Genomic DNA, 25,546 nt, shown 5'->3' on the forward strand with positions numbered 1-25,546 from the left:
TTTAACTGCTGCGGTTTATCCAGTCCCAGGGCCCGCCGTAAAACTTTCGATTATCACGCTTATTCCCCAAAGAATGTATAGCTGGCATGTTTCGTATCCATATACTCTTTCCACTCCTGTATTTTACCATCACGTATTACTAATAAAAAATGGAAAAAGTTGTTATATGTTTTGCCGCTAAAATGCTCTCCATAGGTTTCAGCTTCAACAGCAACACGGTCGCCTTCGGCAGTCATAGCTTTTGGAGTAAGAGACATTCCATTGGGAAACATAGCCGGATTTCCTGCTTCTAAACCTCGTACAAAATCTTTGGTGTGATTCCCTGAAATAGGCATATCACCAGCTACCCAAACTTTCGCATCATCGGCAAATGTTTCTGTTACATAACTCCAGTTACCATCTGTAATGGCTTTAAATACTGCATTTACTATAGCTTTGTTTTCTTCTAATTGCTTTTGTGAATTTTCCATTTTATTCTCTTTTTTATTCCGTTGAACTACAATTTATGATACACCTTATAACCCTTTTCCCAAATAGGCACCATTTTACGCATACGTGAACTAAATATGTATTTGAACAACCAATTTGTGCCAAATGGTTTGGGGGAAAAACTACCTTTATAGGTTAGAAGTAGTCCATTATCCTTAGATTCAAAGAAGAACTCACCTACATAGTTTTTTACCGGCATTCCACCGGGGCGGACCGCATAACTAAAATAATTGGGAGCATCATAGCCAACAATATCTTCTTCAAGCTTTATATTTCCGATGGTTAGTTTTCGTACCGCTCCCAAACCTGATGGGTGTCCTTCACCTTCTTTGAGTAATGCAACCTCACCGATCATTATATCAGACTGGGTATACCATTCATGGTCTACATGAAATTCCCAAAACTTCCGTGGTTCAAACCCTGGATAGAAATGAGTGAACTCGAATGTGGTTTTTGACTCTGCCATCGTCTTCCATTTAATAAATATTACCCTGCAAATTTCATAATTTAGGCATTCGTACTTGAATACATTTTAAGGATTGACGAATACTTTTTCCGGAATTGATCAAACTAAGTGTTTATTGAAGAATGCGCTTAAAGCATCAGCTCCTTCTGCTACATATTCTGGCTTGTCGTAGGTGCTAAAATGAGTACCGTTCTTTATGATTTTAATTTCAGCAGGTCCATGTGTTTTCGCTTTAATAAAGCGCTCAGTAAATTCACGTGTAAAGGCTTTCTCTCCCACAACACCTAGATAAGGAATAGCTATTTGGCCAGCATAGTCGAGGCCATGTGAGCGTGCAATCTGCCCAAATGAAAAAGGCACCAGGTGGTTGGTGTAAGTTGGCCATTCCGCTTCTCTACGACGAAAATAATAATCGTATTGTTCACAAATAAAAATCCCAGCTTCTACAGGTGGCGCTTCGTTCATATCGGGCATAAGCATATCATCGGGCACAGCGATTCCTGTTTCAAAGTACTGCTGTCTTGCTTCTTCTGATTTAGCATACATAGCCTTTCTCATTTCTTCAGGCACTAAGGGGTTTGTAACCGTTGCTTCGCGCAAGCTAAAGTGACCACTGACAGTACCAAAAGCCTTTACTCGTCTATTACTTTGCAATGCATCGGCTATGTATGATGAGCTATTACATATTCCCAAAGCACCAATACGATTACTATCAACATTTTTATGGGCAACTAAAAAGCTAATCGCATTTTGTATATCTTCTGTCTTCGATGCTGGGTCTTCGTACTGTCTGGGTTCCCCTTCACTCTCTCCAAAAGTCCTGTAGTCAAAGGCCAAAACAATAAAACCCCTTTCGGCCAAAGCTTTGGCAAAAACACCAGGTGACTGTTCTTTGATAGTTGCCATTGGTCCTCCGGTAACAATAGCCGGATATTTCATATTAAAGTCGGTATCTACAGGGAAGTAAAGATGACCCTCAATAGTAGAACCAACACTTTTAAAGGTTACATTCTTTCTAATGAACTTTTCTGTTTTTAATGTTTCCTCTCGATTTTCCATTTTACTTTATTTTAAAATTTTGTACGCTATAAATTTCCATAATCGGATAGGCTCGCATGTATATATTTTAGGGAAGGATGTATACTTTTTCCGTATTACTTGATTGTTTTCTTACAACCACTTTTTCAGTGCCTTTTCACTAATCTTTTTCAAGTGATTTCGCTTAGATTCAATTTGAGCCTCCTTGTGTGGAGGTTTGATTATATCTTCATAGACATAAACACCCGTTTTGCCTTCGTACTCAGATGAAATTGCTAATCGAATAATCCGGTCTGCACCTACTTCTGTAGGCGATGCCATTACATTCATAAAAAACTGCATCATCTTTTCTGGCCCTTCAAGGTTGCTCAGTAGATTTGATTTTATATATCCTGGATACAGATAATTTACAGTTACTCCCGTTCCTTCAAGCTTTTTAGCCAAATCAATAGAAAACATGTTCATCGAGAGTTTTGCTTGCGTATAGGCATCACCCGTATCAAAGTTTGGTTTTGATTGTATATCATCAAAATCAATATGGTCGATAAAGGCGGTATTGGTCGTAAGATTCACAATACGCGAAGGTGATGACTGTTGGATTCTTGGAAGTAAAAGCTTAGTTAATAGAAAACCTCCTAAATAATTGACTGCCCAATTGGTCTCAAAACCATCAGAAGTAAATGTTGGTTTTGTCATATTGATACCAGCATTATTAATTAAAACATCAATTTTGCTATACTGTGCTAAAATTTGTTCAGCACAATTTTTAACACTATCCATAGAAGCCAAATCGCAAATTTGAAAACCTAATTTACCTGAACCTCCGGTTTTGATTATTTCATTGATTACATTTTCTATTTTTGTTTTATTGCGCCCAAGAACTACAACATGAGCTCCCATTTCATAAAGCATTTCTACCGCCACACGCCCCATACCGTCAGTCCCTCCGGTAAAAACAATGGTTTTTCCTTCTAAATTTTTGTACTTTTCAGGGATTGCATATTCGGGATTAGGTTTTCTTCGTTGCGGAAGAAATAAGTTTACTAATATCCCAAGTTTAGAATTTGCCATGGTTCTTCTTTTTAAGATTACATTGCAAATTTCTATTGAAAGGCTTTTGAATATGTATATATTTTAAGGAAGTAGGTATACATTTTCCGGAAAAGTCTTTATAGAACTTTAAAAGTGCCCATGCATACACTGAAAAACATAGCGTACATTGCGGACCCAACTATCCTGGAGGGTAGAAGGGTCAGAAAATATTATTTTTCTTGCACCTCACTTCACTCAAAGAACTAATATTTTCATTCCCATTTTCAAGTTCCCATCGGGATTCAATGTTGTTATGTATATGGTTCGGCCATAACCTGTTGTACGGCAGCCGTGTTAGCAATGGGTAAATTGGGGTGTTGGCAATACAGGACTAATCCGTTCAATACCAGGTCATTGCCAAAAAACAGGGATTTCCGTTTAGGAGAGGCCAATGACGTTTCCCATTATTAAAACGATCATACCTTATGGTTTTCAGAGTATAGATATTCCCTGAAATTGCGATAGAGTCTTTTTTCCTCGCTCCTGAAGATAAATAGAACCAAGATAAAGACCAAAGGAAAAACAAAGTAAAAAGGCACGGGTATCCCTAAATCCATTGTAAGCTCAAGAATCAACATGATTATAGGAATAACCAGGATCATAAGCAATCCGTACTTAAACTTTGTGACTAATACTATATCCGTCTTATCCTCTGTTAATTCAGACAGTGTTCCATATGCTATTACCGCACTTTTCGCATTGTTATTTATATCAAAAACATAGTTCGTTCCAATAGAGGAATTCAAGCTTATCATGAACTTATTATCCGAAAGCCATTGAAGGGAAAAACTTTTTTGTTCCACATCCAATAGTGTTTTCAATTCCGCAATTCCAACATCGGCCACGATACTTTCAAAAGTAATTGCCAAATGGTCAAATAAGTTCATATATGCAGATATTTTAATGCCTTACAATATGTTTGTTCAAGGTTAGCTCTGTGGTATAAAGACCTAATTTAGCACATACGAACCACATACCAATTCTACTAGTCCCGATGCGTCGGGATTCGTAAATTGGTCAGCACTCGCAATAAATTTTACCAGGTGTCGCAGGTAGTGCGTGTTTTTATCCAATGTCTGTTTTTTTCAGTAAAGTATAACCATCAAATAAAGTCCGTAATACCATGTCTGCGTTCAATGTTATTGATTTATTGGTGTTTCACATCTTCTCAATTGGTACTTTCTATTTATAAACGAAGGGGAATCATCTAATGTAGCTGCAGAGTAGAACACCCATACTTTTTCATTACCGACATAAGCTTCTGGTTCGGATACATTAAGCGTAATATCAAAGTCACTTAAAAGCCACATTTGTTGGTTTGGATTATCCACGGTAGTTAACCAAATTTCCCCGGGTTTGTTAAATGCGGTTTGTGCAAAATTATTTCCGCTATTATTAATTTGAAATGCCGAATAAAACTGCCCATTAAAAATAATAGGTTCATGCGACTGGTTCAAAGCGGGCGCGTCAAGATTTACCGATGTTGGTGTAACAACTTCATTTTGAACGAACATAGCCCCGAACGACGATCTTTTATAAATATGTGCCGTATTTGTAGAATTTATACCACTAATAAAATATTGACTCCCATTCGATGGGTTGAGCACAGTATTTCCATCAACTTTATTAGATGAATCATTTGTTACTGGAATTGCGGGATCGGTCGGTTTAAGTGCATTGTATTCCTTTGCTTGCACGATGCCATTTATATCTTTATAACCATAGGTAAGAAACGAACTACCTTTGACCCATCTCGGAACAATGACATCCATTGGTACAATCAAGGGAAAGACACTCGGTTGCTCTTCTATTAAATAATCATTTGTTGGATTGTCCAAATCTAGAAGTCTCAACTGAAATTTTGTGTTTTGAGGATAATTCGAAGAAAACCCATTGATAACATCATTTAATATATAAAGCACGAATCTTTTGTTTTCGTTAGGAAGTTGTGAAGGATAGAATACTCTTCTCTTATTGTCAATGGGCGCCTCAATATTGACAACAGATGCAGAAGTAGGACTTGTTGGTCTCACCATTATTATTTGTCCATAATCTGTAGCCCCAACATAAAAAACACCTAGATTATCTATTCCCCAATCTGCAGGACGGGCATAAATATTAGAAGTAAAAGGACTATATCCTTTACCATCCGCGGGAATTAAATCTCCTGTCTCTGGATCTAAACCACATTGCCAGACTTTTCCTGTCACACCATTGATGGTATCAAGCTCCATCCAAATCATATAATTATCCCGTGGTGAAATTTCGGGATTTACATAGTTTACCGAAAAATCGCCAACCCTGACATCAATTTCCGAATTTGGGCTTTCAATAGCAACATCATCATCCTTTTTTGAGCAATGAACACAAAGCAAGCAAATCATGATAATTAATACCGTTTGTCTCATAAAAACCTTTATTTATATATAAGACTGAATTTTTTAAGATGGGTTTAATTATAGATTTAAAACAGAAGAACGGAGCGTACCCATTTCTCCGCAATAGAAAATATAAAACGAAGGTTATCGAATTTTTATTCTGAGGAGTAATCGAATTTATACCAGTTTAAAAGGTAAAACATAACCGAACCCTACAAAAAAAGTAGGGTTAGGATTTCTAGGATTACTTGGTATCTTATTGCGAAATATATATTGACAGTACCTTTGGCGTTTTTGGATAAAAGGAACAAAACGCACTTCAAGATATAACGAATGTTTATCATCGCATGGCCGATAATAATCGGTATTGTTCTAATAAATCATTTATCCAAGGCTAACAAAAAATCTATTTCATAGGTATTCCCCTTAATCTTTTAAATTGATCATAAGCCTTATCTACTTTTTCTTTGGGACTGGTTTCGAACTCTTTGGCCGATACTCCATAATGTTTTTGGACACTATCGAGCTTTTGTCTTAAATCAACGATAATGTCCTTGTAAGATGGTTCATTTATCGCATTATGCAATTCAAGGGAATCTTTGTTCAAATCATAAAATTCCCAACTATCGATATCATCATAAAAATGTATCAACTTATAGCGTTTAGTACGTACCCCATAATGTCTTTTAACCATATGAAATGCAGGGTAGTCATAATAATGATAATAAATCACGTTTTTAAAATCTTCTGTTTTTCCCTCTAACAGTGCCTTGAATGATTCCCCTTGCATATTTTGGGTATATTCATGTCCTCCGGCCAAATCGAGAAACGTTGGGGCAAAATCCAAGTTCTGGACCATTCCCGTTATTCGTGTCCCCGGTTTTATGATTTCTGGCAATTGCATCAACAAAGGCATTCTCAATGATTCTTCATACATGAATCGTTTATCGAACCAACCTTTTTCACCTAAAAAGAATCCCTGATCGGAGGTATATACCACCAATGTATTTTTTTCCAAACCGGATTCCTTAAGGTAGTCAAGGACTTTACCCACACCTTCATCAACAGCTGCTATAGTAGCCAAATATTCCTGTAAATAACGTTGTCCTTTCCATTCGGCCAACTCTTTTCCTGAAAGTTTTGCCTTATGAAAAGTATCATTCTTATCCCTATACGCCGAGTTCCACTGTTTTCTTTGTTCAGGGGTCATGCGGTCAAAATCGGTGGTCCATGGGTTATGAGCCAATTCATCACTACCCAACTCCTTGCTCATTTTTAAATCATGCCCTTCGTACATATCCTTGTAAATGGTCTGCAACTGTTCCGAAGCGGCCTGTTGCCCTTTATGGGAAGCGAAATAAGTACTTGGCAATGGAAATGTAACAGAATCATACTTATTTAAATGTCTCAATGCCGGCATCCAATTCCTATGTGGTGCCTTTTGATGCAGCATCAAGAAAAAAGGTTTCCCAGAACCTGTTTCACTTTTTAACCAATCCAATCCTTTTTCTGTAATCAAATCCGTAGCATAGCCATAGGTAAGTGTTGTATCCTTGCCTTTGATAAATTCGGGATTGTAGTAGTTTCCCTGGTCATTTAAGATATCCCAATAATCAAATCCCATTGGTTCCCCATTAAGGTGCCATTTACCTATTACTGCTGTTTTATATCCTATTTGCTTTAAGTATTTGGGTAAGGTGGGTTGACTCCCATCGAACTTATCACCGTTCATACGAAAACCATTGATATGGCTAAACTTTCCTGTCAGAATCACTGCCCTACTGGGCCCGCAGATCGCATTGGTGCAGAAACTATTCGTAAAAAGGGCTCCATTATCGGCTAACCGATCAATATTCGGGGTTGGGGCCAATTTCCCCAATTCATGCCCATAAGCGCTAATGGCCTGTGCAGCATGATCATCTGCCATAATAAAGATGATGTTCGGAGGATTCTTTTCCTCTTCCGTATCTTTGGTCCTATCCTTACAACTAAGGAACAATAACCCCATAATCGAGAAATACAATACCTTTTTAAACATCTGGTCACTTTTTGAGTGTAAAGCCTGTTTTTAAGGTTTTCTCGGAATTCGTTCCAACAAAAACCTCAAAATCACCTGGTTCCGCCACAAACTCTAAACTGCTATTATAAAATTTAAGATCATCGGGGCGTAAGGTCAAGGTGACTCTTTTGGTTTCCCCTTTTTTCAAAAAGATTTTTTTAAACCCTTTCAACTGCTTTCCTGGGGGAGTTACACTTCTTACCACATCACGTAGATATAATTGAACCACTTCTTCCCCATCCATATCACCGGTGTTCTTGACAGTTACACTTACGTCCAAATCTTCCCCAAAACCGATTTCATTTTTACTTACTTTAAGATCCGAGTATGCAAACTTGGTATAACTCAGACCAAAACCGAACGGAATCAAAGGAGCATTGGAAACATCGAGATAATTAGACTTGAATTTTTCATATGCATCAGGTGTAGAAGATGGTCTACCGGTTCGCTTCATACTATGATAAATAGGTATTTGACCAATGTTCCTAGGCCAAGTCGAAGTTAATTTCCCTGAAGGATTATAGTCACCGAAAACCACATCCGCTATTGCATTTCCGGCTTCGATTCCGGGGTGCCATACTTGTAGGATGGAAACTGGAAGTTCAAACTCCTCTGGAATTGTTAGGGGACGACCGCTCATTAAAACCAAAACCACGGGTTTGCCCGTTGCCACCATGGCACGTATCAATTTTTTCTGCTCTTCGGGAATGGAAATATCCGTTCTACTTGACGATTCACCACTCATCTCCGTGGCCTCCCCTACCACTGTCACCACCACATCCGATGCTTCGGCAGCTTCAATGGCTTCCCTTAACATGATTTCCGGTGATCGCTTATCGATGTCGATACGTTGGCCAAATACATTGATGCGTTTTGCGTAATCTTTATCATCAACAATATTGGACCCTTTTGCATAATTGATTTTGGCCTTTGGGGCCACATTTCTGAATCCTTCGATAATGGTTACGGCTAATTCATGCTTTCCTGTTGGCGACCAAGTACCCAACATATTGCTCCTACTATCCGCCAAAGGGCCCACCAATGCTATTTTAGCTTCTTTTTTTAATGGAAGGATTTCATTGTGGTTTTTTAACAGTACAAAGGATCGTGCTGCAAACTCCCTTGCGGTTTTTCTATTTTCCTGGGTAAGTATTTCCTTTTTTGCACGTTTGGGATTTATATAACGATAAGGATCTTCAAAAAGTCCCAATTTGTACTTGGCTTCTAAAATCCTTCTACAGGCATTGGTTATCTCTTCTTCCGAAACAATGTCCTGATCAACGGATTTTTCAAGGGTATTCAATAAACCCTCACTAACCATATCCATATCCAACCCTGCTTTGAGTGCCAAGGCGGAAACTTGTTGCATATCACCCATACCATGTTCGATCATTTCACCTACAGAGGTATAGTCCGAAACTACAAACCCATTAAATCCCCATTCATTTCTCAACAATTCTGTCAATAACCATTTATTACCCGTTGCCGGGATACCGTCTACATCATTAAAGGAGGTCATTACACTTGCAACACCGGCATCAATGGCCGCTTTATAGGGTGGCAAGTATTGATTGTACATTTTCAACCTACCCATATCCACGGAATTATAATCACGACCCGCTTCCGGAGCTCCATATAATGCAAAGTGCTTAACACATGCGATCATGGTATTGGCTGCGGTTAAGTCGGCACCTTGATACCCTTTGACCATGGCCTGTGCAATAGCACTACCCAAATAGGGGTCTTCCCCTGCTCCTTCCGCAACGCGACCCCATCTGGGATCACGGGCAATGTCTACCATTGGGGAAAAATTCCAATTGATTCCGTCCGCGGTAGCTTCCGAGGCCGAAATACGGGCAACCTCCCCTATTAAATCCATATCCCAACTTGAGGATAGTCCCAACGGGATGGGAAATGTAGTTCTATATCCATGTATAATATCGGATCCAAAGAACAATGGAATACCCAAGCGGGTTTCATTTACTGCATATTCTTGGGCCTTTTTGATTTTCTCGGGTCCGGCAATCCCAAAGAGGGCCCCAACTTGCCCAGCCTTTATCTTGGCTTCCACATTTTCACTAACAACGGCCCCGGTAGCAATACCACCCCCAGGGGTCACCAAATTCAATTGTCCTATTTTCTCTTGTAAGGTCATTTTGCCCAAAAGCTCTTCCACTTCCGGAATAGGGGTTTGTTCCTGTGCCCTTGTGGCAACAAGAACCAATAAAAATAATATGAATGGTAGTAAGACTTTTGTTTTCTTCATTTGTAATCGTTCTTTATTGAGAGAATAACCATGATAATATTTTTGGGTTCTGAAAAAGTATAGACTATTTCCCGGCATAATTAAAACCTAATTTATCAAGACCAGCCTTTACATCAGTATTTTGCATATAAAGGTTCCACAATAATCCTGTTCTATAGTTTTCTATCATGATGATCTGTGGACCTTGGTCAATGGCCAAATAAGCCTCTGCCACCCAATAATCATATTCGGGGCTAAAGGCATCATAAAACCCTGCAACACCCAATAATTTATCCTTGTTTTTATAAAAATATCGCAATGCCGCCATAGATTCATCGGGTGTATAGGGCATGGCACTTATGGCCGCCGTCGGGGAAATAACCCCAAGATCGTTTTCGGGCTTATGGGCCGCATAGCCGGTAGTACCATCTGAATTTCGAGAATAACTCGCTGTAAGCCCCCAACAATCTTCCCCATACCCCTCATATTCGTTTGGGTTTTCAACACAATGATTGTAGTTGATTTTAGAATGGTTTAGATTAACGTTCCAATAATTCACATAATCATCAGATAATTCCTTTGGATTAAGCCCTAGATAGGAATAGTGGGACCAAAACAAAGGTCCGCCATAATTTTCCGCACCATTGTGCTTAACCAAGAGCGGATAACCATAGGCAGTATTCGACGATAATACCCCCCCATTAGAAGCCCAACCAGAGGTATAGACCTCTTTGCCGATACCATGATCCGAAGATGCGGCCGCCATTACATAAGCGATCAATACCTCATTGTACCCCGTGAGTTCCATATTGATGGAGAAATCATAGGTCGGACTCCAATGCCAATACAGAACCTCCTGATCCTGGGTATACCAATCCCACTCTACCCCTTTCCACAAATCATTGGCCTTTTCTGCCAATAATCGTTCACTATCGGTTCCCTCCTTTAAATACTCATATACACAAATAAGTCCTTGTGCCAAAAAGGCGGTTTCTACCAAATCACCTCCATCATCCTCGGTACTAAAAGGGATCACTTCCCCGGATGTACCGTTGATCCAATGGGGCCAAGCCCCATGAAATCGGTCCGCAGCAGCTAAAAAGGACAGTATTTTATCAAATCGTTCCACTCCTTCCTCCCTCGAGATAAATCCCCTTTCGATACCGACAATAATGGCCATCAATCCAAATCCGGTACCCCCCGTGGTCACCACATTGGCATTATTGGAAGTATCAAACGGATGGTAACGCTCCCGGGCACAACCGGAATTGACCTCGGCAAAATCCCAAAAATATTTAAAGGTGGTTTCCTGGATAAGATCCAACAATTCCGCATCGGTGATTTCGGGTTCATCAACGGTTTCCTCCGACTCATTCGGTAATTCTGTTGGAACATAGGTATAATCATCACTACCGGAACAGGACCATAATATCAATATCGTTAAAAGGTAATAACCTAGGGTCTTATTCATTATTATTTAAATATGGTGAATTGAATCCCAATTTTTTTAGTCCGTTCAGTACCTCTTCATTCTTCATGAACAACTTCCACAACATCCCTGATCTATAGTTTTCTATCATCACTGGTATAGGTCCTTGATCAATGGCCAAATATCGGGGCAAATACCATTTTTTTTCAAGACTAAAAGCATCATAAGGCCCGTATTTACCGATTAAAGAATCTTGTTCCTTATACAAATATTTTAAGAACTGCGTACTTTCCTTGGGCGTATACGGCATGGATGAAAGGGCCGCAGTAGGGGAAATTACACTTAAATCGTGATCGGGCCTATGACCGGCATAACCATTTATGGAATAACTAGAGGTTAGCCCCCAACAATTTTCACCATATTCTTTATAATCATTGGGATTGTCCACAGCATATTTATACTGGATCCGGGCGTGGTTCACATTCAATTTTTCATAATCACCGTATTGATCCGTGAGTCCGTTGGAATCCAATCCTAAGTACGAATAATGTGCCCAGAATAATGGTCCCACCGGTGAAGCATCATGCTCATAATGGTCTAGTATAGTTGGTAGGCCATAAAAAACGGTATCTTTTTGGATAGCCCCATTTCTTGCCCATCCCTGTTCATACACTTCTTTGTTTATGGCATGGGTTGGTGATGCCGCCGCCAATACATACATGATCAAGGCTTCATTATACCCACCTACCGGAAAATTCATTTCCCAACCGTGTGTAGGCGACCAATGCCAATACAGCACGTTTTGACCTCCTTGGGTATACCAATCCCATTCAACTTCTTCCCAAAGCTTTTGAATTTTATTGGCCAACTCTTTTTCCCTGTCATTTCCATCATTAAAATACTCTTTAACGGTCAACATCCCTTGTATCAAAAATGCGGTCTCTACCAAATCCCCACCATCATCCTTGGCACTAAAAGGGGCCACTTTACCAGAGGGCATCAGCCAATGGGGCCATGCACCATGAAAACGATCTGCCTTTGCCAAAAAATCAATGGCTCGTTCATAACGTTCCAACGCTTGTTCCCTAGTTATAAAACCACGCTCAACACCTACCAGAATGGCCATAAGCCCAAAACCTGAACCGCCAATGGTAATAATATCCTTATCGTGGGTAGGGTAAATATTATCTAAATGAATACGTTCCCGGGCAAGACCTGAAATAGGTTCCGCTCCTTCCCAAAAATATTCGAAGGTCTGTTTTTGCAAAGTATCCATCAATTGGTTGTTCTCGGACAAATACCAAGTATCGACTTTCGATTCCGATTCTGCTTTTTTCTTTTTAGAAGAATGACCGCTACAACTAACAAACAAACTTGTAACGGCCATTGTAATCAAAATAAATCTCATAAAATATATTAAAAACTAACTCAAACTAACTCAACTCAAATTTTCTTACCCACCACTATTCCATTAAGGCCTGTATTTCCTCAATGGACAGAACCCTATCGAACAAATAAAGCTCGTCTATATAACTGGTATCCGATAGATGGTTCCAACCTATATAATTGGGTGCTCCGGAACCAATGGACAAAATGGAACAGTTGTCCCAATTCATGGTCTTATCGGTCATGTCACCCGTATTGGCCACGGCGGTACCGTTGAAATAGATCTTGGTCTCGGTTTCAGATACCGTGAACGCTATATGAACCCATTCCCCTGCGGTAACATCGATTACATCACCATCATTCCATACGTTGTCTTCAACAGCCCCAACATGAATTTTTATTCGTTGTTCACTGGAATCCCCTTCCCTGAACAACCTAAAGCCAGCAGAAAGATCATTGTCCGTACCGATCATAGGTGGAGCAACGGTTAAAATCCCTGCCCTATCGGCGTCCGCACTTACTTTGTACCAAAATGCCCCACTGAATTGAGTGCCGAACAACCCGGTTATCGGAAGGGTGAGATAAGAATCAGTTGCACCGGCATAAGCATTTGTCCCTACTTTACTTTCATCTGTAAAACCAGGAGTTCCTACAATCGTTGGTACTGTATTATTCACCAAATCGGTATGGGAACCATCGAAAGGCATATATAAAGTTGAACCAAAATATTCCTCTTCCAATTCCCCTCCGTAAATATTAACTACTTCGTCTGTAGACAGCGCTTTTGTGTAAAACCTAAGTTCATCTATAGCACTATTGTCCGATCCGTGTCCCCAATAACTGAATGTATCACCACCTGAGGCAATTGTGAACTCTTCGCAACCCGTCCAATCTATGGGAGCCGACATATCAGAGGAGTTTACCTCTACACCATTGAAATATATAGTGTTTTTAGTACTTGAAATCGTAATGGCTATATGAACCCATTGTCCCAATGATGGATCCAGGAGATCACCATCATTCCAACTTTCCCCTATACCGGTACCAACGTTCAATTTAATTCGTTGATCATCCCCATTATCTTCGCGAAACAACCTAAGTCCTTGTTTACGGTCATCATCATCACTAATTACCAATATTCCCGCATCCAAGGGATCCGCATCGATTTTATACCAAAAAGTAGCACTGAATTCATCGGACATCAGACCTTCTGACGGGAAGGTCAAATATGAATCGGTAGCCCCCAAATAAGCCCCTATGCCCTCATATCCCGGATTAAGGAATCCTGGGGTGCCGACCTCGGTTGCCAATTGGAAACCTATCTGATCCCTATAATCCCCATCAAAGGCCATATAGAAAGATTCTCCATCAAATAACGGTGTATAAGGTGGTTCTTTAGAAAAAGCTACTGAGGTAGTCGAAGTTTTACCATCGAGGTCATTAGCCGTTACCGTAAGGGTGTGGCTACCATTTTCAAGGTTGTCATAGGTAAATTCCTCAATGGCAATCCTATAATCCAAAAAACTATTAAATGAAGCAATTTCAGTATTATCCAATGATACGATGATATCCTTGATCTCAATATCGTCGGTAACCTCTATACTAACATCTAAAACGGTTACATCTTCAAAGACTTTGATCTCCATACCATCGGTAGGTGAATTTATCGTGATTTGGGGAGCCGTGGCATCCTCTCCTGGATCAACATACGTTAATGGGTCAATACCATCATCACATGAGACCACCAAGAGTCCTAGAACAAACCAAATTGATTTTATAATATTTTTCATGATTTCGTTTAGTTATTTTGGTTATTATAATCGTCTAGTATTGGACTTACATCCAATTGTTCCAATGGATAGGGCAAATATGCCTTGTCCTCGGTAAAGGTTCTACCATCATAGCTCAATTCCGATGTTTTCCCTAATCGTATCATATCATAATACCGTATTCCCCATTCCATGGCCAATTCTGCAAATTTCTCGTCCATTACATCATCGCTGGTAACCCCGCTTAAGGTGCCCATATCTGCCCTAGTCCTGATTAAATTCACGGCATCATCGGCAGATCCTGCTGTACCCGAGGCACCACGTGTCAATGCTTCCGCATACATTAAAAGAACTTCTGCATAACGGATTACCGTATAATTCTTATTTGTACCATAGGTTGTTCTACCTTCAGTTAATTGGATTGAGGGCAAATAGTGCTTACCACTCGCGAAATAGGCCCTGGAATAATCATTTATAATATCCCCATCCCTAGTGGTATTGCTGACAAAGTCTGGTAAATCGGAGTAATCGGAATCTGTTTGTATTTCATCTATCCCACGATCAGTAAACAAAACACTGGTCTCTAACCTAATGGTTTCCCCACGGTCGAGCATAAATTTGATGAACTTAAAACTAGGTTCGTAAAATCCCCAACCGCTGGTAGCTTCAGGTACTGCCGCAGTCCAGTTTTGAGGACCATAAAATGCAAATAAATGTGCTTCATTATCACCTGAAGATTGACCAAAATCGGAATATTGAATCTCTAGGATATTCTCATTACATAATTTTCCGGGTATCTTGAACAATTGATAAAAATCATCATAGAGCACAAATTTACCGGAGTTGATGATTGCCCCTGTGGCATCTGCAACACCCTGATAATCTTTTAGTTCCAATTTGGCCATAGCCTGTACCGCCAAAGCTGTGTATTTGGTGATTCCGCCAGGGATATCGGCTCTATTGCTAGGTGCCACATCCAATAAATCCGGAATCGCCTCATTCATCTGATCGGATATCCATTGCATCAAATCATCTTTGGTTTCTACCGTAATGGCCGTCTGGTCAGTACTTTCAATCTTATATACATCTCCAAAGACCCTAGATAGTTCCAATGTAATAAAAGCTCTCAAAGTCTTGGCCTCAGCAATGTATTGATCTATTAAACCACTATTGACCCCTGCTTCCCTATACAGTTCCAACTGCTCTATCTGGGATGTTATCTGCGTAATATCCTGAAACCAGTTTTCCCAAAGGGAATTGTACATCCAATAATTGTAATCGTAGGTATAATTATCGGTATCCGCAAAGCCTTGTTGGTCCCCAAGACCTCCTGCATTCACATCATCCCCTCTTACGGCTATTAACGGGATCTGTTCCCAGCCAACACTCTGGAAGGTTTGGTAAGCCCCCACAAGGGCCCCATAAGCACCATCCTCACTAGAGTAATCAATATCATTTTGATACGACCTAAGTTCTGCGTCTTCGTCTAACTTATTGTCACAGCTTGCCAAGTACAAACCGCAAACAAGAAGTAAACATTTTATATAAATCGTTGATTTCATTTGTCCGATATTTTTATATGATTATAATTTTATATTCATTCCAAAAGAATACGTAGAAGGAATTGGGTAGGTTTGACTGTCTATACCATCGAAGCCAACTTCGGGATTAAAGCCATTGTAACCCTTGGTCCATAAAAAAGGTCTATCCGCCGTAAGTGAAAAACGGATTTCAGGTAATTTATCGTTCTTAAGGGTGTATGCTAACTGTATGTTCTGAATCCTTATAAAATCGCCCTCCTGTAAGAAGAAACTGGAAAGTTTTTGGTTCCAAGATTGTCTATATCCTTCAGAAGAAGGGAAGGCATTGGTAGACCCTTCACCCGTCCATCTATTTTTAGCCAATTCGGCATCAATATTCCTACCGGTGGTCCAAATGACTTCGGCCCTGTTCCTGTTCAAGATCACATTGCCGCCTTGACCATAGAAAGAGGTTGTGAAATCCCAATTTTTATAATTTAAATTGATACTGCCTCCATAAAAATAATCCGGTACCGGGGCGCCTAGGTATACCCTATCATCGGCATCCAACTCACCATTATCGTCAACATCCCTGTACTTAAAGTATCCTGGGGCAATATCGGTACCACTTGCAATGGCAACTTGTGCCACTGGATCGGCATCGATTTCAGCTTGCGTTTGGTAAACCCCTTCAATATCATATCCATAAAAAACATCTATGGGTTGCCCCTCGATGATCATCTGCCTGAATTCCGCAGAGCCTCGTTCAATATAGGGTTGTGTATAAAGGTCGGTGACCTCATTTTCTATTTTACTAAAGTTGGCGTTGACAGCGTATCCAAAATCATTACCTATCTTCCCGCTCCATCCAACGGCCAACTCCAATCCTTTATTCCTTACACTACCTACGTTTTGGTAACTGACCTCGGTCCCTACGAGAGGAGACAAAGGTATTACCATATCCTTGGTATCCTTTATAAAATAATCAGCTTCCAAAGACAGTCGATTATCAAGAAACTTGGCAGATATACCAATATTCGTTTCTTCGGTAAACTCCCAGCTAATATCATCCGAAATCGTTTCGAACTGGGTTCCTGTGTAATATTGATCATTAAAAACGGTCTGTACCGTACTAGATCCCACGCCCCCATCTGAGGCGGGTACCGAACCATTGGCCAAGCGACCCCAGCCACCCCTTAATTTGAGGTAATCGACAAAACCTACATCTTTCATAAAAGATTCCTCCGATACGACCCAACCCAAACCAAACGCAGGTAAATAAACATAGGTCTCGTCATATTTATTGGTCCCTTCTGCCCTATAGGTCGCATAGGCCAAATAGCGGTCTTTATACTTATAAGCAGCCCTTCCAAAATATGAGAATCCATAATTTCTGTATGGGTAAACACCATCATTAGTAGAGTCTGTTGAAGTCTGGCTATCCGTAGAGGTGTTCTCTAAGTACCAAGTCTGTTCTTTATCCCTTACGAAAGCCCCACTGGGATCAAAATATCCTTGAGTGCTAAAGTAACTTCCGTAATTGTCCCTATAGGAAATACCTCCCATTAGGGTTAGATCATGCTCACCGAAGGTGTTCTGATAGGTCAACACATTGTCAAATACATAGGACTCATCGGTAGCCTGACTCCTTGTTATCGATGATTCTTCAACACTTCTTTGATAATCGTCGGTTACGTAATAAGGTAGATATACGTTACGCCCTGTGGTACCTGCATGATTATAGGATAAACTGGTTTTAAAGTTCAATTGATCAGGTATGAGTTGAAAATCGGCATAAAAATTCGCTACGGTCCTACGGATCTTACTCCTAAGGTCTGAATTGTCCATCGTTGGAAATGGGTTTTGATTGCTTCTGTAACCAATTTCCCTTGCATCTGAATAAGGAAGGGGATCTGCCTCTGTATACAAATAATCATAAACCGGCAAAATAGGTACGGCAAAATAGGCCAATTGCCATGCCGAAGCCTCATCATTGAATTTTGTGGCATTGCTATAGACCATACTTCCCCCGACTTTTAACCAATCATTGGCCTTGATATCCAATTTGGTCCTTAGATTAAAACGTTCGTAACTATTCTTCATATCGAGGATACCGTCTTGGTAAAAGAAATTACCCCCAACGGAATAGGCTATATTCTCAGAACCCCCATCTATAGAGATATCATGATTCTGCGTCATGGCCTTTCTCAATACCTCATCATACCAATCCGTATTCACATCGGGTACATTAGGATTGACCCTACTTCGTCCAAAACGTTGCATGGCACTTGCGACACTAGCTATTTCAGATTCGGACCCGGACTCCAAGGCAAAATTCACAAACTGTTCCGAGTTTGCCATTTGCAGCACATTCTGGGCCGTTTGCACCCCTGTATAACCCGTATAGGTAATACTTGCATTTTTATTGAATTTGCCTCCCTTGGTAGTAATCAAGATTACACCATTTGACGCCTCTACCCCATAAATGGCAGATGCAGAAGCATCTTTTAATATAGACATACTCTCGATTTCACTGGCATTCAAGAAATCGATACTATCGAAGAAAACCCCATCCACTACGAATAATGGGGTAGAATCCCCATAAACGGAGTTTACTCCCCTAATAATGATTTCCGGGGATTCGCCTGGAGAACCAAGGCTACTTATTTGAACACCGGCTGCTTTACCTTGAACCGCCTGCATCAATTGCCCGGTCGGAACTTTCTCAAGACTCTCTGTATCGACCGATACGATGGCACTGGTAAGGTCCGATTTTTTCTGGGTACCATACCCCACAACCACCACCTCTTCTAGAGCTTGGGTATCTTCCAATAAGGAAATGGATAAAGTGGTTTTTCCATCAACAGCAACTTGCTGCGCCAAAAAACCAACATAACTGATCGACAAAATTGCATCTGATGAAACGTTTGCCAACATAAAGTTACCATCAAAATCGGTTTGTGTACCTGTAGTAGTCCCTAGGACCACAACACTAGCCCCAGGTAAAGGTACCCCTTGGCTATCAGAAACCATACCGCTTACCGTAATAACATCCTGCCCGTAGAAGACTGTTATTTGAAACAAAAAAAGCAGTATTGCTAATATTGTATTTCTCATTTTGAATAAAGTTTAATTATTAGTTTTAATTTTTACCAAATTAGTAATAAGAAGTAGGTGGCTGTACATTACGGGGGTACATAAAAACTACATCATGGCCATACCCCTTGAAATACCCCGTAAAACGGATAATTGCAGTAGTTGATATGTTAATTCATTACTAAAATTTAACATATTGATGTAGTAATGATGTATGGCGTTTTTATGGTGAATTAGCAGTACACGCCATAAAAAAGGTTAATTGAATTTAATCAAGAAGTTGGAAAGGTGCTGGGAACTATCTATTCCCAATTTCTTTCGAAGGCGGTACCGATGTATTTCTACCCCTCTATTCGAAATCGCCATCAACGGGGCAATTTCCTTTGATGCCAGGTTCATTTTCAAATAAGCACATAACTTAAGGTCCTTTGGGGTGAGTTTCGGGTACATTTTCAATAGATTTTCGAAAAAATCTTCATGCAGTTCCTTGAAATTGACCTCAAAATGCTTCCAATCCTCATCATCCCTTATCGAATTATCCAATTTTTTAATGAAGGAGTTAAAGCGTTTTTGGCTGGCGAACTGATTTTTATTAACTATGAGCATTTCCTTAAGCTCAAGGATCACTTTGTTCTTTTCTGCCATGTTCATGGTAATCCTGGCCAGTTCCTTTTGTTTTAGTTTTATCTCTTTCTCCAATTCTTCCTTTTCCCTTTTGGCCAACATCTTTTCTTGATCTTTGATAAATTCGGCCTTTAATTTAAGATGCTTTTTCTCCAATTTGAGTAGGTTGTACTTTCTTACCGCCATTAAAATACCGATCAAGGCCATGCAGTACAGAACAATGCTCAATTTAGATAGATACCAAGGGGGGTAAATTTGAAAGTGAATGGTATTGGCCTTTGAGCGTTCATTGTCTATACTTACGGTGTACACATCCAAATCATAGGTGCCGTACGAAATATTTTGAAAAGAAATGATTCCATTCTCAATATTACCTTTTTGGTTCCTTCTCCCCTTTAACTCATAGTAATATTTAGCTTGGGGAAGGGCGGGCGATGCAATGTTTATGGTTATATCCTGTGCGAATTTATAAGGAATGCCAAAATGATCACTGTTCAATGCATAGGTGTTTCCATTATCTTCAAAGGAAACAAGTTTTGGGCTGGGCAATTCAAAATTTTCAAACTGCCTTTTAAATTTATAGGTGTTCAACTGCCCAAAGCCATCATTTAGGGTAAAACAATATATTGAATCGTTCAATTTAATGATTTCCTCTGCCTCGGGAGTTAGTCGTTGCTGTAACTGAATATCGTCCAACACGAAACTCACATCCCCTAAATCAGTAAACAGCACTTCCTTGGAGCCTTCATTATCGATAAACCAGAAAAAGTCATCATCATGGTGAACAAGATCCTTATGGTTATACTTTTGAAATTCCTTAAAGCGCCCTATGGTTTTCAAAATCGGATCATATCTATGCCACACCCCTGCAATGTTGAAGGCAATCTGATTTCTAATATTATATACCTTTACGTTATAATTGGTAGGTATTTCCCCTTTATTGAATTCAATCTTTTCCACGACCTTATCATAAGAGTCATTCAATACGATCCTGAACAATCCTTTTGATGGGTGGGCTACCCATAAGGTGTGGGTATCTTCAAAACAAAGGAATTTAGATGGTTTGTCCATGCCCTCTATGGGTGTCACGATCCATTTATTGCTTTGATCCTTTTCATATTTGGCCAAACCTACATATGTACCTTGAATAAATGACGAATCGGATTCCGGTACCTTAACGATCTGATACCCCCCTGAGATATCGGAAATTTTATCGAACATTTGCTCTTTAACCCTATAGGTACCCGTATTATGGCCACAGAAGAGTTCCCCGTGGGTAACGTTCAAATCCCAAACATGCCCTTGTGAACCTTCAACGAACTGAACTTCATTATCCTTAAAATAATAAATACCGGTATTACTTGCCATATAAAGGATATCCTCATATTCAACCAAATCGTAAACCGTACCCACTGCCCCCAAATAATCCGTATAATAAGTAATAGGATAATTCAACCTAATGTGATCGATACCATTATCCAATCCCACCCATAATTGGTCTTTAAACAAGGTCATGGCAAGGACGGTATTGTTCTGCAGCCCTACTTGCCTATTTAACTTCTGATGGTTTTGCTTTTCTTGATCATAGATATAGATACCGTTTTTAATGGTCCCAAATGCAATTTTATTCCCTGGTAGTGGCAAGATCTGATTAAGTTGATATTGTTTCAATTCCTGATTGATTCCAGTATTGAAAGGCATGATTTTCCCATCCCTGAGAATATAACACCCGTTTCTTTTTGTACCGATCAAGAGGCCTGCTTCAATTTCATCCATATCTATTATGGACTTGTTCAACAAGATATCATAACCTGCCAAATTTTTTATCTCCCCATCAATGAGTTCAAAAAGTCCGGCAATACCCCCCGCAATCAAAATCCTATCCCCATAGGTAGTTATTTGCGATACTACGAATGAAGGGTCTATTACAGTGATATTATCATCCTTAAAAATATAAATGGCATTGAACGACCTAAACAGTACCTTGTCGCCTTGGGGTAAAATTTGCCAGAACTCCTCACTTGTAAAAACATGGTCTTTGATCAAATGTGTAAGTGAGGTATACGTTAATACCCCGAACTCATTCTTTACCCAATAACCGAACTCTTCATAAGACCCTGTGAATATTTTACCATGAATCACCGCAACTGAACGTATCGTAGTATTGTTCGGAAGTTTGTAAAGTTGCCATTTTTCACCATTAAAATGCAATAAACCACTATTGTTCGCTACGAACAATTCCCCTTCGTCATTAGTCGACACCCCCCAGTTCTTACTATCGGCCTGATATTCGAAAACCTTATAATTGTTGATCGGGGGTACTAAGTTTTGACTACTTAACGGGGAAGGTATGATCAATAGCGTAAAAAGAAGACCAAAAATCAATTTCATTGTATAGTACGTATTAACCTCTTTATTGGTTAAAGATACTTTAAAGTAGGCTTATATAAGAAACCGTAATACCCCAAAATTTACGGCAGCCTATGATTTAAACAATGTTTGCCCGGACCATGAACATCAAGGATGCTACGGGATGAAGAAAATAACGTCTTTATAGAACCTTCTAAAAATCATAAAGCATACTATATAACCGAGTCATGAACACCTTGCTCACAAAAATTATTTTTGTAGGTATTGGCACCTGTTCGTTAACTTATTCGATCGTTCCCTTCTATAGCAAAATGAATTTGTACAGGTTGGGCAATACGCTATTCGCTACTGAACAAGGGTCTTTAAATTACTCCTGTATTTAGAAGCACTTTCCCCTGTAATTTCCTTGAACATTTTATTAAAGTGTGAAAAACTGTTGAAACCACATTCGTAACATATATCGGTAATACCCAGTTGGCTTTCCTGAATTAATTTAGTGGCATGTACAATTCGATATTCATTGACCAATTTCGTGAAGGTCTTTCCTGTTACTCTTTTAAAATATCTACAAAAAGAAGGAACGGTCATACTTACCGCGTCCGCAACTTCTTCCAAAGCGATCTGATTTTTAAAATTGTTATTTACGTATTTATAAATGATATCTATTTTTAAAGTGTTCTGTGGTTCCACCTCAAAATTGAATCCTTCCGGATTCAGTATTCTATAATCATCGGATAGGGACAAATCGTGGAGTACATCCAAAAACTTAATGATTTTCTCATATCCTTGATAATTTACCAATTCCTCAATTTTCGGACCTATTTCCTTCTTGACGATCGGATTGAACAACAATCCTTTATTTGCCTTCTCAAAAAGGGTTTTGATATTTTTCATTTCAGGGATATCAAAAAAGGCATCCCCTAAGAAGTCTTTCTTGAATTGTATAATGGTTTCCATGCCATTGTTGGTTATACCATCGGTAAACCCCTTATGTGGCAAGTTCTCCCCTATTAAAAGTAGCTGACTATTATTAAAATAAGAGATATGGTTTCCTACATGTCGTTTTCCATGTCCTTTATTCACATAGTGTAACTCCAATTCCGGATGAAAGTGCCAAAAGGCAGTTTTACTATCCAACCTCTCGGTACGTTGCACCATCAGAATTGAATTCCCAAACTCAGAGTTTAATTTTTTATATACCGGTTTATTTAAAAGCATAGTCTAAAATATTTTCAAAGATAGTGCCTTCTATGAATAAAAATGAAACAAAATTAACCTTATTGTGATTCATATTGCCCTATTTATATAAAAAATACCATTTACAGGTTAATATTCTATACAAAATAGCCCTGCTTGTTGAATTTGAACATCATGATTCAAAAAACAAGTTCTCCCCTTATTTATGAAATTGGATTGGATTGCCAATAGTATTTGCCATAAGAACGGGTAATTCTACTTCTGGAAAGTTTGCCGTTTAATTGGTCCATGAAAACAGTATTCCGTCCTCTAGCCATTGTCATGGGTTCATGAAATCGGAATTAAGGTAGATAATGGATTAGTCGGTTTTCAGAACACTTTTTATTTCATTTAAATCCCCATCAATATCACTGGGAATATCCAGACCTAAAATCTCACAAATTAAAGGGTAGATATGGATGTTCTTTACAGAAGGGGCAACATACCCTTTTTTAAATGCGGGTCCGTTGGCATAGAAAATACCGTGCATATCATTATACTTAGGGTCATACCCATGAACCCCGATGGTACTGATCGATTTTTCGTTCAACATTTGAATTCTTTGGGAGCTTGAGAAATAATACCCCAGATCGGGAATAACCTGAATGCTTCCCCAATCTTTATTTTTGGGGGTATACTCAAAACCGGGAGTGTCTTGGGTCATGAAAACTTTAAAATTGCTTTCCCTCTCCTTTAAGTAATCATAAACAGTTTCCACGGTCGTAGTGCCTTTTGGATGAACGTTTAGTATCGCCCCACTATTGATTATGGTAAACAATTCGTCGTTCTCCAAATCCTCCACAGCCATCATGTTCTTGGTTTCCAAGGTTGCCATGCCATGATCAGAAACTACGATGATATTCACGGGTAACTCCGTTGCCCCAACACCCTTGAACAGGGCCCCCAAATTTTCATCCAATGCATAAAGGGCCTTTTTTATTTGTTCCTGATTGTCCGGACCGTATCGGTGACCCGTATCGTCCATATCCGAGAAATACAAGGTAATCATATGTGGGCGTTCCTTTTCGGGCAAGGCCAACCACTTTAAGGTTTCGGCAACCCGCACCTCATTCTTTATACTTCCGTCGTATTTATGATAATAGGTCGGGAATTTACCTTGAATATTTGCTTCTGAACCTACGAAAAAGTAACTGGCAGATACCATATTGCCCTTATCGGCCTGTACCCAGATAGGAGTTCCACCATAAAATGTACCATCCTCAACAATTTCCCTATTACCCATTTTATAGTCCATCCCTTTTTTATAACTGTAAAAATTATTACTTATGATACCATGTTTATCAGGATACATTCCTGTGGCTATGGTATAATGGTTCGGGAATGTTTTCGATGGAAAAGAAGGTATCAACGACTCGGCCTTTACCCCGTTCCGTATAAATTCCGTGAGATATGGGGGCTTATACTTTTCAACGTAATCCCAACGAAATCCGTCCAAGGAAACCATAATAACATAAGGTTTTTGAAGGGAAGCTTCCGAATTTTGGGTCAATGCCGGTGCCGATAAATTGGAAGAGGATTTACAGGATAAAAATAGTACAACAAGTAGGAGAAATAAATACGTATTCTTCATTTTAAGGGTATTATGGTTTTCACCATTCCGAACGGTCGGCTCTTACACCTGAAAAGTACAATTTTCACCAGTATTACCTAAAAAAATACACAAAAAAAAGCCCTGCATGGTTATTCTGGTTTCAGAATAACCGAAGGGCAAATTTTATCCGTTCAAAAAAGTCGATTTTTAATGAACCAAAGTCGTCTATATCTCCTTTAACCTTTTTATGAATTTGCTATAAATCCGTAAATCGGGATAAAATTGAAGACTTCGTAATACCTAATATATTAGGCACTACGCTTTTTTTCGGTATATTTTCTTAGTTTTTCAATCTGTAGAGGTTTGGCAACATAATCCAATACATATTGGGGAAATTGTTCGGCCAACGTTCTATCATCCTCCGATTGGGAAGAAGTTACTATCATAACATCGATGTTGGTAGGGAAATCTTCCAGTACCATGAATTCCAAAAATTCATATCCGCTCATCACTGGCATACTGATATCCAATAAAACCAATATCGGTTCAGACTTCTTTACATTGAAACGTAGGTCATCCAAAGCCTCTTCAGGGTCGGTAAAAGACTTTGTTTTGTCTTCAAGCCCAAGCTTTCTTATCAATACTTGATGCACCAAGTTCACCATTTCCATGTCATCCACTAAATAAATCTCAGTATACATAATCGCCCATTTTTAAATTCACCTACAAAACAAAGATAGTTTAGATTAATTTTGTAAGAAATGTTGTAAACTATCGATTTTCATATATCAAATAAG

General features: G+C 39.3%; 17 protein-coding genes. All 17 read right to left on the minus strand.

Going from position 1 to position 25,546, the window contains the following annotated elements; genetic code table 11:
* Positions 1 to 59: 59 nt before the first annotated feature.
* Positions 60 to 470, minus strand: a complete 411-nt coding sequence (locus R3X28_RS15940) for a nuclear transport factor 2 family protein (RefSeq protein ID WP_317665635.1) — start codon at positions 468 to 470, stop codon at positions 60 to 62.
* Positions 471 to 496: 26 nt separating this feature from the next.
* Complete coding sequence (locus R3X28_RS15945; RefSeq protein ID WP_317665637.1) at positions 497 to 955, minus strand: SRPBCC family protein; 459 nt, start codon at positions 953 to 955, stop codon at positions 497 to 499.
* A 99-nt stretch (positions 956 to 1,054) separates the two neighbouring features.
* A complete protein-coding gene (locus tag R3X28_RS15950) occupies positions 1,055 to 2,014 on the minus strand; it encodes an alpha/beta hydrolase (RefSeq protein ID WP_317665639.1) in 960 nt (319 codons plus the stop codon).
* A 111-nt stretch (positions 2,015 to 2,125) separates the two neighbouring features.
* On the minus strand, positions 2,126 to 3,064 hold the full coding sequence (locus tag R3X28_RS15955) for an SDR family NAD(P)-dependent oxidoreductase (protein ID WP_317665641.1): 939 nt from the start codon (positions 3,062 to 3,064) through the stop codon (positions 2,126 to 2,128).
* Between the two features lie 437 nt (positions 3,065 to 3,501).
* A complete protein-coding gene (locus R3X28_RS15960; protein WP_317665643.1) occupies positions 3,502 to 3,972 on the minus strand; it encodes a hypothetical protein in 471 nt (156 codons plus the stop codon).
* A gap of 252 nt (positions 3,973 to 4,224) precedes the next feature.
* Entirely contained in the window at positions 4,225 to 5,493 is a 1,269-nt protein-coding gene (locus R3X28_RS15965; RefSeq protein ID WP_317665645.1) for a hypothetical protein, read from the minus strand.
* Between the two features lie 376 nt (positions 5,494 to 5,869).
* Entirely contained in the window at positions 5,870 to 7,501 is a 1,632-nt protein-coding gene (locus R3X28_RS15970) for a sulfatase (protein WP_317665647.1), read from the minus strand.
* Between the two features lie 4 nt (positions 7,502 to 7,505).
* Positions 7,506 to 9,788, minus strand: coding sequence for a beta-glucosidase BglX (bglX, locus tag R3X28_RS15975; protein WP_317665649.1), 2,283 nt, complete (start codon positions 9,786 to 9,788; stop codon positions 7,506 to 7,508).
* 64 nt (positions 9,789 to 9,852) lie between these two features.
* A complete protein-coding gene (locus R3X28_RS15980; protein ID WP_317665651.1) occupies positions 9,853 to 11,238 on the minus strand; it encodes a glucoamylase family protein in 1,386 nt (461 codons plus the stop codon).
* Positions 11,231 to 12,604 carry a glucoamylase family protein gene (locus R3X28_RS15985; RefSeq protein ID WP_317665653.1) on the minus strand — a complete coding sequence of 458 codons (1,374 nt, stop codon included), beginning with the start codon at positions 12,602 to 12,604 and terminating at the stop codon, positions 11,231 to 11,233. Before R3X28_RS15985 ends, R3X28_RS15980 begins: the two co-directional genes overlap by 8 nt.
* 55 nt (positions 12,605 to 12,659) lie before the next feature.
* A complete protein-coding gene (locus tag R3X28_RS15990) occupies positions 12,660 to 14,372 on the minus strand; it encodes a LamG-like jellyroll fold domain-containing protein (RefSeq protein WP_317665654.1) in 1,713 nt (570 codons plus the stop codon).
* An 8-nt stretch (positions 14,373 to 14,380) separates the two neighbouring features.
* Positions 14,381 to 15,913, minus strand: coding sequence for a RagB/SusD family nutrient uptake outer membrane protein (locus tag R3X28_RS15995; protein WP_317665656.1), 1,533 nt, complete (start codon positions 15,911 to 15,913; stop codon positions 14,381 to 14,383).
* A 21-nt stretch (positions 15,914 to 15,934) separates the two neighbouring features.
* A complete protein-coding gene (locus R3X28_RS16000) occupies positions 15,935 to 18,988 on the minus strand; it encodes a TonB-dependent receptor (RefSeq protein ID WP_317665658.1) in 3,054 nt (1,017 codons plus the stop codon).
* Positions 18,989 to 19,225: 237 nt separating this feature from the next.
* On the minus strand, positions 19,226 to 21,982 hold the full coding sequence (locus R3X28_RS16005) for a LuxR C-terminal-related transcriptional regulator (RefSeq protein ID WP_317665660.1): 2,757 nt from the start codon (positions 21,980 to 21,982) through the stop codon (positions 19,226 to 19,228).
* A gap of 324 nt (positions 21,983 to 22,306) precedes the next feature.
* Entirely contained in the window at positions 22,307 to 23,179 is an 873-nt protein-coding gene (locus R3X28_RS16010; protein ID WP_154366886.1) for an AraC family transcriptional regulator, read from the minus strand.
* A 337-nt stretch (positions 23,180 to 23,516) separates the two neighbouring features.
* Positions 23,517 to 24,788: an ectonucleotide pyrophosphatase/phosphodiesterase gene (locus R3X28_RS16015; RefSeq protein WP_317665663.1), complete on the minus strand. Its 1,272-nt coding sequence runs from the start codon at positions 24,786 to 24,788 to the stop codon at positions 23,517 to 23,519.
* A 269-nt stretch (positions 24,789 to 25,057) separates the two neighbouring features.
* Complete coding sequence (locus R3X28_RS16020) at positions 25,058 to 25,450, minus strand: response regulator (protein ID WP_282055938.1); 393 nt, start codon at positions 25,448 to 25,450, stop codon at positions 25,058 to 25,060.
* Positions 25,451 to 25,546 lie beyond the last annotated feature (96 nt).

The organism is Maribacter sp. TH_r10 (assembly GCF_033101095.1).
Lineage (GTDB): Bacteria > Bacteroidota > Bacteroidia > Flavobacteriales > Flavobacteriaceae > Maribacter_A > Maribacter_A luteus.

Excerpts from the sequence above, each read along its gene's own strand:
- R3X28_RS15940 (WP_317665635.1), bottom strand. The coding sequence starts at position 470 with ATGGAAAATTCACAAAAGCAATTAGAAGAAAACAAAGCTATAGTAAAT.
- R3X28_RS15945 (WP_317665637.1), bottom strand. The coding sequence starts at position 955 with ATGGCAGAGTCAAAAACCACATTCGAGTTCACTCATTTCTATCCAGGG.
- R3X28_RS15950 (WP_317665639.1), bottom strand. The coding sequence starts at position 2,014 with ATGGAAAATCGAGAGGAAACATTAAAAACAGAAAAGTTCATTAGAAAG.
- R3X28_RS15955 (WP_317665641.1), bottom strand. The coding sequence starts at position 3,064 with ATGGCAAATTCTAAACTTGGGATATTAGTAAACTTATTTCTTCCGCAA.
- R3X28_RS15960 (WP_317665643.1), bottom strand. The coding sequence starts at position 3,972 with ATGAACTTATTTGACCATTTGGCAATTACTTTTGAAAGTATCGTGGCC.
- R3X28_RS15965 (WP_317665645.1), bottom strand. The coding sequence starts at position 5,493 with ATGAGACAAACGGTATTAATTATCATGATTTGCTTGCTTTGTGTTCAT.
- R3X28_RS15970 (WP_317665647.1), bottom strand. The coding sequence starts at position 7,501 with ATGTTTAAAAAGGTATTGTATTTCTCGATTATGGGGTTATTGTTCCTT.
- bglX (WP_317665649.1), bottom strand. The coding sequence starts at position 9,788 with ATGAAGAAAACAAAAGTCTTACTACCATTCATATTATTTTTATTGGTT.
- R3X28_RS15980 (WP_317665651.1), bottom strand. The coding sequence starts at position 11,238 with ATGAATAAGACCCTAGGTTATTACCTTTTAACGATATTGATATTATGG.
- R3X28_RS15985 (WP_317665653.1), bottom strand. The coding sequence starts at position 12,604 with ATGAGATTTATTTTGATTACAATGGCCGTTACAAGTTTGTTTGTTAGT.
- R3X28_RS15990 (WP_317665654.1), bottom strand. The coding sequence starts at position 14,372 with ATGAAAAATATTATAAAATCAATTTGGTTTGTTCTAGGACTCTTGGTG.
- R3X28_RS15995 (WP_317665656.1), bottom strand. The coding sequence starts at position 15,913 with ATGAAATCAACGATTTATATAAAATGTTTACTTCTTGTTTGCGGTTTG.
- R3X28_RS16000 (WP_317665658.1), bottom strand. The coding sequence starts at position 18,988 with ATGAGAAATACAATATTAGCAATACTGCTTTTTTTGTTTCAAATAACA.
- R3X28_RS16005 (WP_317665660.1), bottom strand. The coding sequence starts at position 21,982 with ATGAAATTGATTTTTGGTCTTCTTTTTACGCTATTGATCATACCTTCC.
- R3X28_RS16010 (WP_154366886.1), bottom strand. The coding sequence starts at position 23,179 with ATGCTTTTAAATAAACCGGTATATAAAAAATTAAACTCTGAGTTTGGG.
- R3X28_RS16015 (WP_317665663.1), bottom strand. The coding sequence starts at position 24,788 with ATGAAGAATACGTATTTATTTCTCCTACTTGTTGTACTATTTTTATCC.
- R3X28_RS16020 (WP_282055938.1), bottom strand. The coding sequence starts at position 25,450 with ATGTATACTGAGATTTATTTAGTGGATGACATGGAAATGGTGAACTTG.